Source organism: Sorangium sp. So ce119 (genome assembly GCF_051524405.1).
GTDB classification, from domain to species: Bacteria; Myxococcota_A; Polyangia; order Polyangiales; family Polyangiaceae; genus Sorangium; species Sorangium cellulosum_G.
Map to the genome: position 1 here is coordinate 1,633,470 of NZ_CP150310.1, position 15,853 is coordinate 1,649,322.

The following is a 15,853-nucleotide window of genomic DNA, read 5'->3' on the forward strand; positions in this document are numbered from 1 at the left end:
GCGGCGCGCGGGTCGCCCTCAGGGGTACGTGTCGTCCGCGCCCTTCGCGCCGGCCGCCGGGGGGGCCGCGCCGGCCGGGCGTGTCGCGCCGGCCGGGGTTGCCGCGCCGGCCGGGGTTGCCGCGCCAGCCGGGCGAGCCTCGCCGGTCGGGCCTTCCACGAACTGCGCCGTCCCCTCGACGACGATCTCGAGGCGCGGATCCGCCGGCTGCGCGGGCGCACCGCCGCCCGCGTCGGCAGGCGGCAGGTCGGCGAAGGCCGCGAGGCTCAGGCGCGCGACGGGCAGGCCGGCCTCCTTGGGCTGCGCCAGGAAGAGCAGGACGGCGCGCGCCTGGGCGACCGTCACGTCCCAGCCGTTGCGCCACGCGACGCTCGGCGCGCCGCTCGTCGTGTGACCGACGATCTGATAGCCGAGGCCCTTGAACGCCTCCTGGCCGCGGATGATCGCGGCGATGTCCCGCAGGGTCTTCTCTCCCGCCGGGGAGAACGCGTCGCGGTTGCCCTTGAACAGGACGCGCGTCGGGATCGAGATCACCACGCGGCCGTCGCGCGGGGCGACCGTGACCTCTCCGGCGGCCACCGGGAGGAACGCCCGCAGGACGCCGCTGTCGCGCTCGGGCGCCGGCCGCGCCACGGCCGTGTCGCCGCGCGGGACCCCCGCGCCGAGGTCGAGGCCCTCGGCGCCCAGCGGATCCTCCCTCGCCGGCGCCGCGGCGCCCCCGCGCGCGACCTCCTCCTCGAGCAGGCGAATGCGCTGCTGGCTCGTCTGCAGATCGCGCTGGAGGCGCTCGGACCTGTCGAGCTGGGCCTGCCACTCGAACTCGGTGTAACCGCACCCGACGAGGAGCGCGGGCGCGAGCAGCGCGGCCAGGCGGCGTCCGACGCCCGCGACCCGGGAGAGGGAAGGGGAGACGTGGGCGCTCCCCTTCACGCGCTCCGCTGCGACACCCAAAGCAGGCAATTGCACTTGGCAGGCTCCTTCTCGCCGGATCATCCGGATCCATCCTGCTCGCGCCGGTGCGCTGAGCGGGCGGGAGCCTATCCGAGCGGCCCTGGTCCCACAAGGCGCGCGCCCGGCGATGGCCGCACGGTCGGACAGGCTCAGCGCGGGCCGAGGACGGCGCCGACCGCGCAGCGGAAGAGCCACGGCGCGGACGCGAGCGCGGTCAGGAGGCCGTCGCGGAGGCGCGGGCGCCGGGCCACGAAGAGCACCGCGCGCGTCGCGACCGCGTAGCGCAGGAACTCCCGCCGGAAGACGCGCGCGTACGCGGCGAGCGGGGCCGCGCCGCCGCCGCGCAGCGCCGCGTCGAGGGCGGTCGACAGCGCCGCCGCGCTGACGAGCGCGAGCGAGATCCCCTCGCCGGTGATCGCGTCGATGTAGCCGGCCGCGTCGCCGACCAGCGCGAAGCGGTCGTCGTGCAGCCGCGCCGACGCCCGCTCGAGCGGGCCGCTGCCCCGCGGCGTCGAGTCGGCCGGCACCCCCGCGACACGGTCGGCCAGCGCCGGGAAGCGGCGCACGAGGCGCTCGGCCGACGCGCGGCCCTCGAGCCTGTCGCCGTCCCACAGGAACGCGACGCCGACGCGCTCGGGCCCCGCGGGCGTGACGTACGCCTCGACGCCGTCCGCGAGGTGCACCTCGACGAACGTCGACCACGGCGCGCACCGGAAGTGCTGGCGCAGGCCGAGCCGGCGCGGCCCCGAGGGCGGCGCGTCCCAGCCGAGCGCGCGGCGCACGCGGGAGCCGAGCCCGTCCGCGCCGACCACGTAGCGCGCCTCGACGACCCGACGCCGCGTGACGAGCCGCGCGCCGCCGTCCGCCCGCTCGATCCGGAGCACCGGCTCGCCCGCGGAGAGCCGCGCGCCGGCGGCCCGCGCGCGCGCCGCGAGCGCCGCGGAGAGCGCCGTACGGCGTACGCCGAGCCCCCCGGGCGCCGGCAGCGGCGCCTCGACGCGCAGGCCGTCCGCGCGGAGGTACCGGATGCCCTCGATCGGCGCCCGCTCGGCCGGATCGAGCTCGGACAGCGCGCCGAGCTCCGCGAGCGCGCGGCAGCCCTCGGGCATCACGCCCTCGCCGCACGCCTTGTCGATCGGCCACGCCGCCTGGTCGAGGACGAGCACGTCGTGGCCCCGCCGCGCGCAGCCGATCGCGACCGCGAGGCCCGCCGGCCCGCCGCCGACCACGGCGATGTCGCACCGCGCGCTCACGGCGCCGAGGGCCGCTCGGGCGCGGCGCGGCGGCCCGGCACGAGCCGCGGCAGGCCGCCCATCTGCGCCGCGTACGAGGGCCCGAGCGCCTCCTCCTCGGCGCGGATGCGCACCCGGAGCACGGCCGCGTTGAGCGCGCTGAAGACGAGCGCGGTCAGCCAGGCGCCGTGGATGAGCGGGAGGGCGACCATCTCGACGATCACGGCCGCGTAGTTCGGGTGGCGCAGGTAGCGGTAGGGCCCGCCGGACACCGGCCGCGCGCCCGGCACGACGATGATCCGCACGTTCCACTGCTCCCCGAGCGTGGCGATGACCCAGTACCGCATCGCCTGCGCGAGCAGCGCGGCGGCGAGCGCGGCGACGCCGAGCAGCCCGGGGAACGGCCGGTCGAGCGCGTCGACCTCGAGCGCGCACGCCGCGAGGAAGGCGGTGTGCATCAGCGCCATCACCCGGAAGTGCCGCTGCCCGACCTCGACGCCGCCCCTGGCGAAGGCGCGGCGCGCGTTGCGGCGCGAGATGACGAGCTCGGCCAGCCGCTCGAGCCCGACGGCGCCCAGGAAGGCGAGGTAGAGGAGCTCCGAGGTCACCATCGGAGGAGCGCGATCTCCGAGCAGAAGCCGGGGCCGAACGCCATCATCACGCCGTGGTCCCCGGGCCGGGCGTCCGCCGCGTCGAGGAAGTCGCGCAGGACGAACAGCACCGACGCGGACGACACGTTGCCGATCTCGCGCAGCGAGCGCCACGAGCGGGCGAGCGCCTCCTCGGGCAGCTCGAGCGTCTCGGTGATCGCCTCGAGCACCTTCGGCCCGCCGGTGTGGACGATCCAGTGGCGGATGTCGCCCCGCGACAGGCGGTGGCGCGCGAGGAACGCGTCGACGTCGCGCCGCACGTGCTCCCGCACGAGCGCCGGCACGCCCGCGGAGAGGACGACGCGGAAGCCGGTGTCGACGACGTCCCAGCCCATGATGTGCTCGGTCTCGGGGTAGAAGACGGCCTGCGCGTCGAGCACCGCGGCGCCGCCCGTCCGGCCGCTCTTGCGGGCGGCCTGCGCGCCGCGCGCGACGACGGCGGCGGCGCCGTCGGCGAAGAGCTGCGCGGCGATCACGTTCGCCGCCGAGGTGTCGTCGCGCTGCAGCGTGAGCGAGCAGAGCTCGACCGAGAGCAGGAGCGATGTGTGCTGCGGGAAGGCGCGCAGCGTGTCGGTGACGCGCCCGACCCCGGCCACGCCGGCCACGCACCCGAGGCCGAAGACCGGGGTGCGCTTGATGTCGCGCCGGAAGCCGAGCCGGTTGACGAGCCGCGCGTCCAGGCTGGGCGCCGAGATGCCGGTCACCGAGACGAAGACGATGTGGTCGACGTCCTCGGGCCCGAGGCCCGCCCGCTCGAGCGCGTCGCGGCAGGCGCGCTCGCCGAGCTCGATCGCGCACTCGTTCCAGCGGCGGTTCTGCTCGGCGAACGTCGAGGGCGCGTAATAATCGTCGATCGGCAGCGCGAGGTGGCGCCCCCGCACCTCGATCGATCGCCGGACCCGCTCCACGAGCGCGAGCGCATCGCCCTTGCCCGCCCAGAGCCGGCGCAGCCCCGCGCAGGTCTCCTCCTGCGTCGCGTAGTGCGGCGGCAGCGCCGTTCCCACCGCCGCGATCGTCGGGGAAAAAGGCATCTCCATAGGGTCCAGGCTCATGGTGGGCGGCAGTCTCGCACCGGGGCATGCGGCCGGCCACGGCGATCTGGCGCACGCGCGCCGTCGCAGCTTCACCGAGGCCCGTGCGCGAGGCGCGCGAGGCGCGCGAGGCGCGCGATTCGCTGTTGATCCGTGCCGCCGGCTGCGCCAGAGGTCTCCCGGGAATGGCGGGTCCGGGCGCCGGCGCCCGCCGCACAGCAGACAATGGCTCAAGGTTACCTCTTCCTGATCATCGCCCTCCTGTTCAACGCGACCGCGAACATCCTCATGAAGCTGGCGTCGCGGCGCGTCCCTGCGATGGAAGGGCTCTCGCTCGTCCAGAAGGGGCTCGCGCTCGCGACGAACTACCACCTCATGCTCGGGCTCGTGCTCTTCGCCTCGAACATCCTGTTCTACGTGCTCGCCCTGAAGCGCATCAACCTGTCGATCGCCTACCCGATCATGTCGTCGGGAGGATTCCTGATCATCTCCGTCTTTTCCGTCTACTACCTGCGTGAGACCCTGACGACGCTGCAGATCGGCGGCATCGTCATGATCGCGGCGGGGATCGCGATGGTCGCGTACAACATGAGCTAGGGCCGGGGCGCTCGCTCGAAGGACCAGCCTCCGACGGGGCGGGATCGACCACGGCCGTCAAGGCAGCAGGAAAGCGACGCGGTCCGGCGCGCTTTGCGCGAAGGAGGAGCGAGGGGGCCGGCATCCACCCGGCGAGCGTCGAGCGGCGACGCAGGAGCCAGCCGAGCCTCGAGGGTCGAGGCACGCCGGTGCCTCGCGCCGCCTGTCTTCGGGCGCGTTTGTAAATACTATTTAATAAGCGCGAAGATGCCCTCGGAGCCGGGCTGCCGCTCGCAACACAGGAGATCTCGATGGTACGATCGACTACTCGGCGATGGATGGCGCTCGGGGGCTGCGTGGCCCTGTTCGCCGCGGGGTGCTCGGACGCGGAGGAGGGCGCCACGGCGCACCTCGACGCGGTGTCGCAGGCCGTCACCCTGGCGGATCGGCTCGCCGAGTGCGCGCAGGATCCGCGCGTCGTGGCCGGGCTCGTCTCCCAGGACATCTGCGCGGGCGCGGGCGTCTTCTTCCACGAGACGTTCGAGGGCAACGGCCGCACATGCGGCACCTGCCACCCCGTGGACAACAACACCACGCTCGACGTGCAGTTCATCAGGGCCCTGGACCAGAACAGCCCGGATGACCCGCTCTTCGTCTTCCGGCAGGTGCCGGAGCTCGCCGAGCTCGAGACCTCGGACCTCCTGGACGACGCGGCCATCCTCGAGAACGTGGACGGCTTCATCGATTCGAGCCATCGGTTCGTCTCGCGCGGGGTGAACCACATCCTCTCCTTGAGCACCAGCATCCGGGCGGACTCCGGGGACGGCACCACCAACCCGCCCGCGGAGCGGACAGGCTGGGGTGGAGACGGCTCGAGCGACGGCACGCTGCGCGGCTTCCTCAAGGACGCGATCACCCAGCACTTCCCGAAGCGCCTCGATCGCGAGCCGGGCGTCGATTTCCGCTTGCCGACACCGGAAGAGGAGAGCGTGACCGTGGCCTTCCAGCTCAGCCTGGGCCGGCTGAACGAGCTCGATCTCGACCGCGTTCGCATGTCCGATGCGGAGGCGGAGGACGGCCGGCTCGCGTTCATCGACCCGAACCGCGGCCGCTGCAACGTGTGCCACCACAACGCCGGCGCGAACTTCCAGGACACCGGCAACAACCGCAACTTCGATACAGGAACACGCACCAAGGGGTCGCCGCTCAACGGGGGCACCTTCGGGGACGAGTTCCTCGCGGACGGCGGCTTCGGGGGGCGAGACCTCGCTGCGCCCAACTTCGACGCCACGGGCATCGGGTTCGCCAATTCGTTCGGCAATGGCACCTTCAACCCGCCGCCCCTGATCGAGGCCGCGGACACGCCGCCCTTCTTCCACAACAACCTGCAGATCAACGACAGGGCAGATCCGGGCATCAACGATGCCGTGACGTTCTACGCCTCGACGCCCTTCAACCTCTCTCCCGCCGCCCTGGAGCTCGAGCAGCGCTTCGGGACGCCGCTCGACCTCGCGCCGCTCGACTCGAACGCCATCTCCCGGTTCTTGCGCGCGCTGAACGCGGCCTTCAACGTCGACATGGCGAAGCAGCGGCTGGACGCCGCGCGGGTGCTCGTCGACCGCTTCGCGAACACGCGCGCCGACGTGCAGCAGCGGCTGTTGGAGCTCGCCCGCGTCGAGCTCGACGACGCCATCGAGGTGATGGCGCCGATGACGCTGTATCCCGCCGCGTCGCAGCAGCTCGACCTCGCGCGCGCCGAGATCGCCCAGGGCCTCACGGCAGGCTCGGCGAGCGAGCGCCGCAACCGCGTCGTGAACGCCATCTCGCGCGTGACGACCGCCCGGGCCGAGTTCGGTCAGAACATCACGTTCGTGCTCGGCCAGGGCAACCTGATGTACTGAGCGCGGGGGCGGCTGTGATAGGCTGCCGGGCGCGCTGCCCCAGCGCCCGACAGCCCTCATCTCGGAGGAAGCCGCCATGCCCAGCCGATCGCTCGCGTGTCCCCTCCTCGCCGTGATCCTCGCGACCGCGGGGTGCGAGAGCGCCGCGGACGACGCGGGGCCCGCCCCCGGCGCCGGCGTCACCTGCGACAGCGGGGATCTCATGATCCGGACCGAGCTCTTCTTCGGTCTGGATCGGTTCGAGGAGCCCTCGGTCACGCCGGAGGAGTGGCAGGAGTTCGTCGATACGGCGGTGACGCCGCGGTTCAAGGACGGGCTGACGCAGTTCGACGTCGACGGCCAGTACCTCGCGTCGACGGGTGAGCTGATCCGGGAGGACAGCCGGCTGATCATGCTCCTCCACGACGGCGGTCAGGCCGCCCACGACAGCATCGAGGCGATCCGCGAGGAGTACAAGACGCGCTTCGACCAGGAGTCTGTGCTGCGGATCGACGAGCCCGTCTGCATCGATTTCTGACGGGTGACGCCCGGGGCATCCGCCTGCCTCGACTCCGCATCTCCGGCGCAGCGCAAAGGTTCTTGACCCGACGGGACCGAGCAGACAAAGCTCCAGGCCTGCTGGCCAGTCCCGGCGTGCGGCGTCGCCGGCGTGCGGCGCGCGCCGCGCGCCGATCAACCAGCCGGAGGGTGGCGCTCGGACGGCAGCCGTTCGATGCGGCCGGGCAGGGATCTGCGGTGAGGCCGATATGCGCTCTCTCTCGTCTTCCGTGTCGAACGCTTTGCTCCTCGCCGTCGCGCTCGCCGCCGCCTCGTGCGGCCGCGGGGGCGGGCCTCCGGGCGACGGCGACGCCAGCGGGACGCCGGCGCCAGCGGGGCCGGGCGCCGCCGCGGCGGTGCGCTCGGCGCCGGCGCCGGACGTCGCGGTGCCGGACGAGGAGCTCGTGGACCAGGACGGCGCGCCGGTCCGCCTGCGCGAGCTCGCGAAGGGCCGCGTGCTCGTCGTCAACTTCATCTTCACCGCCTGCACGACGATCTGCTCGCCGATGGCGGCGATCTTCGGCCGGCTCCAGGGCGAGCTCGGCGACGCGCTGGAGCGGGACGTGCGGCTCGTCTCCATCTCGCTCGACCCGGCGACCGACACGCCGGAGCGGCTGAAGCGCTATGCGGACAAGTTCGGCCGGCGGCCGGGCTGGGTGTTCCTGACGGGCAGCCGCGAGCGCGTGAGGCGGGTGCTCGACGCGCTGGGCGGGCGCGCGCCCATCAAGGAGCAGCACACCCCGGTGACGCTCATCGGCCGCGAGGCGGAGGGGCGCTGGACGCGCGTGGACGGCATCGCGCCGCCCGCGCGCCTCGCCGAGGAGGTCCGCGCCTTCCTGTCGCGAGGGCAGACGGCGCAGCGGGCCAGCGGCGGTTAGCCGCGACAGCGACGCTCCATCCAGCCTTTGCCGCATCGACATCTCCGGCGCGCTGTCCGGCGTAGTCCACACGAAGGGGGACCCCATGTCCGTGCGCATCACCGATGTCATCGCCCGCGACATCCGCTTTCCGACCTCGCGCTCTCTCGCCGGCTCGGACGCCATGAACCCGAGGCCGGACTACTCGGCGGCCTACGTCGTGCTCGAGACCGACGGCCCGGAGCGGATCGAGGGGCATGGCCTGACCTTCACGATCGGCCGTGGCAACGAGCTGTGCGTGGCGGCGATCGACGCGCTCCGCCCGATGCTCGTGGGCAGGCGCGTCGACGCCATGACGGCCGACATGGGCGCCTTCTGGGACGAGATCACCGGCGACAGCCAGCTCCGCTGGGTCGGCCCGGAGAAGGGGATCATCCACCTGGCGACGGCCGCCGTCGTCAACGCGGCCTGGGACCTGTGGGCGAAGACCGCGGGCAAGCCGCTCTGGAAGCTGCTCGTGGACATGACCCCGGAGGAGCTCGTCCGCTGCGTCAGCTTCCGCTACATCACGGATGTGCTGAGCCCCGAGGAGGCGCTCGAGATCCTCCGCCGGAGCGCGCCTACCCGCGCAGCGCGGGAAGATGAGATGCGGCAGCACGGCTTTCCGGCGTACACGACCTCGGCAGGGTGGATCGGCTATTCCGACGACAAGCTGCGCCAGCTCTGCCGCGAGGCGCTCGCGCGCGGCTTCTCGCATTTCAAGATCAAGGTCGGCGCGAGCATCGATGATGACGTCCGCCGGGCGCGGATCGTCCGGGAGGAGATCGGGGCGCAGCGCCGGCTCATGATGGATGCGAACCAGGTGTGGGACGTGGGCCAGGCCATCGCGAGCATGCAGCGCCTCGCCGCGTTCGATCCGTGGTGGATCGAGGAGCCGACGAGCCCCGACGACATCCTCGGCCACGCCGCGATCGCCAGGGCGATCGCGCCGATCGGCGTGGCGACGGGGGAGCACACCCACAATCGCGTCATGTTCAAGCAGATGTTCCAGGCGGACGCGATCCGGTTCTGCCAGGTGGACGGCGCCCGGCTGGGCGGCGTCAACGAGGTGCTCGCCGTGCTGCTCATGGCGGCCAAGTTCGGCGTCCCGGTCTGCCCTCACACCGGCGGGGTGGGCCTCTCCGAGATCATGCAGCACATCTCGCTCTTCGACTACATCTGCGTGAGCGCGTCGCTCGAGGACCGCATCCTGGAGTATGTCGACCATCTCCACGAGCACTTCGTCGATCCGGTCGTCCTCCAGGCTGGCCGGTACATGCCGCCCGCCGCGCCGGGGTACAGCATCACCATGCGGCCCGAGTCGCTCGATCGCTTCGAGTTTCCGACCGGCGCGGCGTGGGCGAAGTGAAGGCAGGACGACGAACGCTGCGTCCTCGGGCCGGCCTCAGCGCGCCGCGTTCTCACCCGGGCGACCCGGCGCCAGTTCCGCGGGGCAGAAATCCTGCCAGGGCTCTGCCTTGAGAGAAGAGAGAGAGTTCAACGCAAAGGCGCCAAGAGCGCAAAGACGCAAAAATGTATGGGAATTGTCTTCTTTGCGCCCTGGCGTCTTTGCGCCTTTGCGTTGAACTCTCTCTCCGGATCCCTGGCCCGACTCCTGGCGGGCGGAACTAGCGATCTCCGCGCTCCCGACCTTCCTCCGCAGCGCGCGCCTCGTTCAGCGCGAAGAGCCGGTCGATCACCTGGTCCTCGAACGCGCCCGCCGCCTGCCGCTCACCGGGCGTGGACGGCGCGGCGTACGGGGGGACCTCGATGTCGTCGAACCCGTACGCGGCGAGGACGGCGCGGTCCATCTCCTCGTGGAGACTTCGAAGCTCGACGACGCCGGGGCGCGCGCAGGCAGGGTCCTTGAGGAGGTTGTACATCGCGGTCAGGCCCTCTCCCAGCTCGGTCATCAACCGGGCGCGCGCCACGTAGAGGCGCTCGCCGGCGGCCTCGACGGGGCCGCCAGGGCCGAGGTGCTCCGGGCGAGGGAAGGGGAACGTCTCCACGCAGTCCGACGGCGCGTACCGGAGGCCCTCTCCCATCGTCGAGGAGAGCAGGCGCGCCCACGCCTCGTGCGCGCGCGACTGGAGCACCGCGAAGCGCGCGTGATCCTCGATGGCGAAGACGCAGAGCTGGTCCGAGAACGTCCGGTCCACGGGCTGGAACGCAAAGCAGAGGTGCTTCGTCACCCGCGCCGCGACGAGGCACCGCCGGAGCGGCGCCAGCCTGCGCCGGAGCTCCGGGCGCGGGTTCGCGAACTGCCACCAGCGCGCCTTGTGGCCCGCGTCCACCCCCGTGCTCCTCAGGCGATCGCGCTCGGGCTTCACCCGGCTCCGGACGATCGACAGGAGCGCGGGCCACCGGCCGGCCTCCTCGAGCCCGCGCTCGCCGAAGTCGATCACGCAGCGGTGCGGGCTGTGCGAAGGGGAGGAGTTGACCTCCTCGCCGCCGAGGAACGGCCGGAGCACGTCGCCCGCCGCCGGATCGGCCGCGCGCAGCGCCCGCCCCTCGCCCTCGGCGAGGACGAAGCCCCCGCCGCGCAGGAAGCAGCCGATGAAGCACAGATCCTGGCTCGCCCGCAGCGGGCGCGGGTCGGGCCGCTCCGGCATGGCGCGCAGGTGGGAGTTGATGTGGCGCACGGGGCGGCCGTCGAGGCGGGGCGGGGGCACGCCGTCGCGCGGCGACATGCCCACCGCGAGGTGGACGACGGCGACGTGGACCGCGGCGTCCCCGGGCCACGGGGCGCTGCGGACCGCGTGGTAGATGATCGCCCGCCCGCCCTCGACGAGCGGCTGGAGCCCCGATCGCCGGGTGTCGCCCTGGGCGATCGTGTTCGTGGCGATGAGCCCCACCGTCCCGCGGCGCCCGAGCAGCGCGGCCGCGCGGCGGAAGAAGTGGGCCGCCAGATCGGTGTTCCTCGTGGCGCCGTGCAGCGCCTCGAGCCACGCGGCGTAGACGTCGCCGTGATCCGTCGAGATCCGCTTGCCCCCGAGGAACGGCGGGTTCCCGACGAACGCGTCGAGCCTCCCCGAGCGCGGCGCCGGAGCGCCGCCCGGCTCCTCGTCGGCCGCGCGCGGCTCCTGGAACACCTCCGGGAACTCCAGCGCCCAGTGGAACGCCGGCAGCGGCGGCGATCCCCCGGGCGCGCCCTCCCGGAGCGCCCGCTGCATCGCCAGGAGCTCCTCCGGCGGCGGCCCCCCGCCGCTGAGCCACGCGCTCGCGAGCCTCGCCCGGCGGTCGCGCTCCCGCTGGCGGTCCCGGTCCCTCTCGTGCGCGAAGAACGCGCCCACCACGAGATCGCCGAGGAGCCGCGCCCGGCCGATCGCCTCCTCCGCCTCCTGCACCAGCCGCGCCGCGCTGGCGTCGCCGCTCCGCGCCGCGTCACCCTCCGCGCTGCCGGCGCCGTCGGCGAGCTGCCGCCGCAGCCGGAGCGCCGCGTCGACCGCCGCGTCGACGGCCTCGCGGAACGGCGGCGCCGGCGCGGCGGGCTCCCAGTGGAACGCGCGGAGCTGGGCGAGGTCGAGCCCCACCAGCGAGTCGCCGTGGCGGAGGGCGTGATCGACGAACGTGAACGGCTCGTCCGTGGCGCGCGCCACGAGCCAGAGCGACAGCCGCGCCAGGCTCACCGCGAACGGGTTCTTGTCGGCGCCGTACAGGCAGCGCTGCGCCACGAGCCGCCGCGCCAGGCCGACGTCCCCGCCCGCCGCGTCGCCGGCGAGCCGCCGCGCCGCCGCCGCGTCGCCGCGCGCGGCCTCGCGGGTCCAGGCGGCGACCACCCGGTCGGCCAGGTACCGGCACGCCTCCATCAGAAAGGCGCCCGACCCCATCGCGGGATCGCAGATGGCGAGCCCGAGGAGGCGCTCCGAGGGCGGCTCTTCCCCGAGCTGCCGCACGAGGGGCTCGAGCGTGCGCGCGACGATCGGCGCCGACAGGCTCCTCGGGGTATAATGGGAGCTCGTCCGCCGCCGCTCGGCGCCCGGCTGGAGGTACAGCCGCCCCGCCTCGAGCACCTCGGCGTCCCTCGCGCGCAGCGGCCCGAGCGCCTCGAGGAGGTCGCCCTCGGTCCTCGCGGCGGCGAGCGCCTCGCCGAGGGCCCGCGCCTCCCGGCGCGAGAGCCCCGCCCGCTCGGCGACCCACGCCGCCCGCCGCGCCCTCGGCTGGGCGAGCGCCTCGGCCGCGCTCACCCAGACCTTCTCCGGCCGGAGGCACACGGTCGTCCCGGCGGCGCGCTCGACCCGGTAGCCCATGAGCGCCTCGTAGAGCCCGCCGATCTGCTCGACGTCGAGGGCCTGGTACGACATCGGCCGCCCGTCGAGCACGAGGAGCCGCTCGAGCACGGCGTAGACCGTGGCGTCGTCCACCGACGGCGCCTGCCCGCGGCTACCGCCCCACGGCGCCTCGCGGCGCTCCGCCGCCGCGCGCGCGCGTGCGCTGCCGGGGGCGCTCGCCGCGCTCGCCCGGGTTGCGCCGGTCCCCGCGCGCTCCAGGAACGGGTAGCGCTCGGGGTCGAAGAGCTGCCCTCGCCGCGCCGGCAGGGTCAGCTCGGGGCCGCAGAGCCCGTGAAACACGGCGCGGAACAGCGCGACGAGCCGCTCCCAGGCCCCGAAGCGCCGCCGCATCGCGGCCGGGCTCGCGCCGCGCTCCGCCGCGAGCTCCCGGAACAGCGAGAGCACGCCGAGGTGCGCCGCGTAGCGCGGGTGCTCGACCGGCAGGAGCCCGCGAGCCTCCGCGTGGAGCAGGAACACGAGCCGGAGGAGCGCCGTCAGAAGCCCGCCGTAGAGGTGCTCCGGACCGCGGGCGAGGGCGTCCTCGAGCGCGTCCGGCCCGTCGCGCTCGGCCGCCTCCTCGAAGCCGCGGAGCAGGACGCCGAGCGCGCCGAAGGCCCGCTCCGCGAGCGCGCCCGCGACGTCTGCCTGCTGCGCCCTGCTGACCCCGGAGACGGGCTGATCCATGCCGAGCGCCGGGAGTGTACGCGAGCGCCGGGCGATCCGGCGCACGTTCTGCCTGACGAACGTCTCGAGCGGCCGGACCGCCGGCCGGACTCGAACGGCGCTGTTTCCCCTTCTCGCGCGCTCCCCGGGCGCTTGACGGCCGTCGGGCAGAGCCCAACAGGGCGTTTCCGAAGCTCATCCCTGGCGCCATCATGGGGAAGAGTTCGAACACACAGAGGATCCCGGCGCGCCGGCAAATCATCGCGACCGACAGGGACCAGATGCGTGCCTGTTGCAATTTTCTATTGAAATTTCCGCCTGCCCTCGTGATAGGGTGATCCCGCGCCGGGGGAGACGGCCTGTAGGCAGGTGGAAGAGGGGGAGTCATGGTGGCCATGCGCGATGGCACGGCCGCGCCATGTCCGCTGACTCGGATCGAGGGGGGGAACGATGCCGCGGAAGAAGATTCTGCTGGTCGACGATTCGCAGACCATCCTGCGTATCGAGCAGATGGCGCTGGGCGAGCACTACGATCTCATCACGGCGAACGACGGTAGCCAGGGGATCGAAGTGGCCCTGGAGCAGCGGCCGGATCTCATCCTCCTCGATGTCGTCATGCCGCACATGAACGGGTTCGACGCCTGCCGGCAGCTGCGCGCGGACGAGGCGACGCGCAGCACGCCGATCCTGCTCGTCACCAGCCGGAGCGATGTCGCGCACATGGAACAGGGGTTCCGGTGCGGCTGCTCCGATTTCGTCACGAAGCCCATCGACACGATGGAGCTCCTGGAAAAGGTCAGGAACTGCCTTGGGGACTGACACGGCGGCGAGGGCATCCGAGGGTAGACGTCTCGCCCCTTCCAGCGGCGACGATGAGTCCGTACCCCTGCCCGACGATGTCGGCGGAGAGGAGAGGACCAGTCCGTCCGACCGAAGGGCGCCTTCCGCGTCGGTCGGACCGCCGAGCTGGCGCTCGCTGCCGACCGAGATCCAGCACGTCATGCCAGGCCAGCTCTTCGCCTCGCCCGAGCCGACCACGGTGACCACCATCGTCGGTTCCTGTGTGGCGATCTGCCTCTGGGACGCTACCACCGGCGTCGGCGGGATGAACCATTACGTGCTCCCGGAAAGTCCGAACCCGTCGGTGGCGTCGGTGCGCTTCGCCGATGTCGCGTGCCAGCGCCTCCTCGAGCGGCTCGTGAAGCTCGGGGCCTCCAGCCGGGCGCTGCAAGCGCGCGTCGTCGGGGGCGCTTGCCTCATCTCCGCGTTCCGGGAGCGCGGCACCCACCTCGGCGCCCAGAACGTGGATGCCGGGCTCGCGTTCCTGCGCGCGGAGCGGATACGGATCGCCCAGCAGGACACGGGCGGCAACCGGGGACGCAAGATCGTCTTCCGGACGAGCGACGGCGCCATCTCGATCCAGCCCCTGTGAGCCGCATGGACTGCGATCGCGACGAGCTGCTCCATACGTTCATGCCAGAGGCGCACGAGATCGTCGACGAGATCGAGCGCGCTCTGCTGCAGCTCGAGACCGGCCGCGACGCGCACGACGTCCTCCAGCGCATCTTCCGCGCCACCCATACGCTCAAGGGGAGCGCCGGCTCGGTAGGCCTCGGCGGCTTGAGCGAGCTCGGGCACGCCGCCGAGGACGTCATCGAGGCGCTCTGCCGCGGCGAACTCCCGCTCTCGACGCCCGTGGTCTCGCTGCTGCTCGAGACGGTGGACGCAGCCCGCGGGCTCGTCGCCGAGGTCGAGCGGGGGCAGGCCGAGCGCAGCACCTCGTACAGAGAGGTCGTCGCGCGCCTGGAGGAAGCGCGGCGCGGAGGGCTGAAGACGAAAGAGGACGCGGGGGCGGCGAGCGCGCGCCGCGCGACCGAGGATGAAGCGGAGGGAGCGACGAGCATCAAGAGCATCCGTGTCGCCGTCGAGAAGCTCGATCGCATGGCGGATCTCATCGGAGAGCTTACCCTCGGCCGGAACAGGATCGCCCGGACGCTCCGCGCGGTGCGCGGGGAGGCCGGCGCTGCGCTGCGCGACGAGATGGAGGAGCAAGATCGGCTCTGCAAGGAGCTGGAGGAGGCGGTGCGCGCCGCGCGCATGGTGCCTGTCGGCCCCTGGTTCCGGCACTACGAGCGCACGGTGCGCGATCTCGCCCACGCGCAAGGCAGGCAGGCGCGCCTCGTCGTCGTGGACGGCGACGTCGAGGTGGACACGGCCGTGGTCGAGCGGTTCCGGGACGCCCTGACGCACCTCCTGCGCAACGCGATCTGTCACGGCATCGAGGCGCCCGAGGCGCGGTTCGCCGCGGGCAAGGACCCCTGCGGCACGATCACCCTGCACGCCGCGCACGAGCGGGGCGGCATCGCGCTCCGGATCTCCGACGACGGCGCGGGGATGAGCCGCGAGCGCATCGCCGCCCGCGTCCGCGCGCTGGGGGGGCACCCGGCGCCCGAGGCGCTCCCCGATCAGGAGCTCTTCAGCCTCGTGTTCGAGCCCGGGTTCTCCACGGCGGTGGAGTCGTCCCACCTGGCCGGGCGCGGCATGGGCATGGATGTCGTGCGGCGAAGCGTGGAGTCGATCCAGGGCACGATCCGGATCGAGAGCCGGGAAGGGGACGGGACGTCGCTGTCGATCCAGCTCCCGCTCACCCTGGCCACCATCGAGGGGCTCTCCGTCGGGATCGGCGGCGAGCGGTACGTGATCCCGCTCCGCGCGGTGCTCGCCTGCTGCGATCTGCCCCGCGGCGCGCTCGCGCACGGCGGCGCCCAGGGGCTCATGATCCGGCGCGGACGCGCGCTGCCGTGCGTCCGCCTCCGGGCGCTCTTCGGGCTCGGCGGATCTCCCCCGCCGGATGAGCGCGTCGTCGTCGTCGCGCACGACGGCGCCGAGGCCGGCATCGTGGTCGACCTCCTCGACGGCGAGGGGCGCACGGTGGTCAAGCCGCTCGGCCAGCTGTTTCGCCGCGTCCGGGGCATCTCCGGCTCGACCATCCTCGGAGACGGCAGCGTGGCGATGATCCTCGACGTCGACGCGTTGCTCGGCGGCGTCCTCAGGGACCTCGGCCCGGCCGACGCCCCCGACGAGCGCAGGGCAGCGCCATCGGCCGCTGGAGGCAGCCCGGTATGAGCCGGCGCCCCGGCGCGCA

13 protein-coding genes are annotated in these 15,853 nt (G+C 73.3%); 8 read left to right on the forward strand and 5 right to left on the reverse strand.

Annotated features, from left to right (window positions below; translation table 11 throughout):
• Positions 1–18 precede the first annotated feature (18 nt).
• The 4 genes from WME76_RS06490 to WME76_RS06505 all read right to left on the reverse strand — a co-directional run bounded on the left by WME76_RS06490 (position 19) and on the right by WME76_RS06505 (position 3,885).
• Entirely contained in the window at positions 19–966 is a 948-nt protein-coding gene (locus tag WME76_RS06490; RefSeq protein WP_437959317.1) for an OmpA/MotB family protein, read from the reverse strand.
• 134 nt (positions 967–1,100) lie between these two features.
• Complete coding sequence (locus WME76_RS06495; RefSeq protein ID WP_437959318.1) at positions 1,101–2,204, reverse strand: NAD(P)/FAD-dependent oxidoreductase; 1,104 nt, start codon at positions 2,202–2,204, stop codon at positions 1,101–1,103.
• Complete coding sequence (locus WME76_RS06500; protein WP_437959319.1) at positions 2,201–2,794, reverse strand: isoprenylcysteine carboxyl methyltransferase family protein; 594 nt, start codon at positions 2,792–2,794, stop codon at positions 2,201–2,203. Before WME76_RS06500 ends, WME76_RS06495 begins: the two co-directional genes overlap by 4 nt.
• Entirely contained in the window at positions 2,788–3,885 is a 1,098-nt protein-coding gene (locus WME76_RS06505) for a type III polyketide synthase (protein ID WP_437959320.1), read from the reverse strand. Before WME76_RS06505 ends, WME76_RS06500 begins: the two co-directional genes overlap by 7 nt.
• 204 nt (positions 3,886–4,089) lie before the next feature.
• On the opposite strand from WME76_RS06505, the gene WME76_RS06510 reads away from it, so the two are divergent.
• The 5 genes from WME76_RS06510 (at position 4,090) to WME76_RS06530 (ending at position 9,143) form a co-directional block, all read left to right on the forward strand.
• Positions 4,090–4,461, forward strand: coding sequence for a DMT family transporter (locus WME76_RS06510; RefSeq protein WP_433935185.1), 372 nt, complete (start codon positions 4,090–4,092; stop codon positions 4,459–4,461).
• A 290-nt stretch (positions 4,462–4,751) separates the two neighbouring features.
• A complete protein-coding gene (locus WME76_RS06515; RefSeq protein WP_437959321.1) occupies positions 4,752–6,341 on the forward strand; it encodes a hypothetical protein in 1,590 nt (529 codons plus the stop codon).
• A 76-nt stretch (positions 6,342–6,417) separates the two neighbouring features.
• Entirely contained in the window at positions 6,418–6,858 is a 441-nt protein-coding gene (locus WME76_RS06520) for a DUF3574 domain-containing protein (RefSeq protein ID WP_437959322.1), read from the forward strand.
• A 250-nt stretch (positions 6,859–7,108) separates the two neighbouring features.
• Entirely contained in the window at positions 7,109–7,756 is a 648-nt protein-coding gene (locus WME76_RS06525; RefSeq protein ID WP_437959323.1) for an SCO family protein, read from the forward strand.
• Positions 7,757–7,841: 85 nt separating this feature from the next.
• The gene (locus tag WME76_RS06530) at positions 7,842–9,143 is read left to right on the forward strand and encodes an L-fuconate dehydratase (RefSeq protein ID WP_437959324.1); all 1,302 of its coding nucleotides are present in this window, start codon (positions 7,842–7,844) and stop codon (positions 9,141–9,143) included.
• 259 nt (positions 9,144–9,402) lie between these two features.
• Here the strand turns inward: WME76_RS06530 and WME76_RS06535 are convergent, their stop codons facing one another.
• Positions 9,403–12,729: a DNA methyltransferase gene (locus tag WME76_RS06535; RefSeq protein ID WP_437959325.1), complete on the reverse strand. Its 3,327-nt coding sequence runs from the start codon at positions 12,727–12,729 to the stop codon at positions 9,403–9,405.
• A 429-nt stretch (positions 12,730–13,158) separates the two neighbouring features.
• On the opposite strand from WME76_RS06535, the gene WME76_RS06540 reads away from it, so the two are divergent.
• The 3 genes from WME76_RS06540 (at position 13,159) to WME76_RS06550 (ending at position 15,834) form a co-directional block, all read left to right on the forward strand.
• Positions 13,159–13,527: a response regulator gene (locus tag WME76_RS06540; protein WP_437959326.1), complete on the forward strand. Its 369-nt coding sequence runs from the start codon at positions 13,159–13,161 to the stop codon at positions 13,525–13,527.
• A 181-nt stretch (positions 13,528–13,708) separates the two neighbouring features.
• Positions 13,709–14,140, forward strand: coding sequence for a chemotaxis protein CheD (locus WME76_RS06545; protein WP_437959327.1), 432 nt, complete (start codon positions 13,709–13,711; stop codon positions 14,138–14,140).
• A gap of 5 nt (positions 14,141–14,145) precedes the next feature.
• On the forward strand, positions 14,146–15,834 hold the full coding sequence (locus WME76_RS06550; RefSeq protein WP_437959328.1) for a chemotaxis protein CheA: 1,689 nt from the start codon (positions 14,146–14,148) through the stop codon (positions 15,832–15,834).
• Positions 15,835–15,853 lie beyond the last annotated feature (19 nt).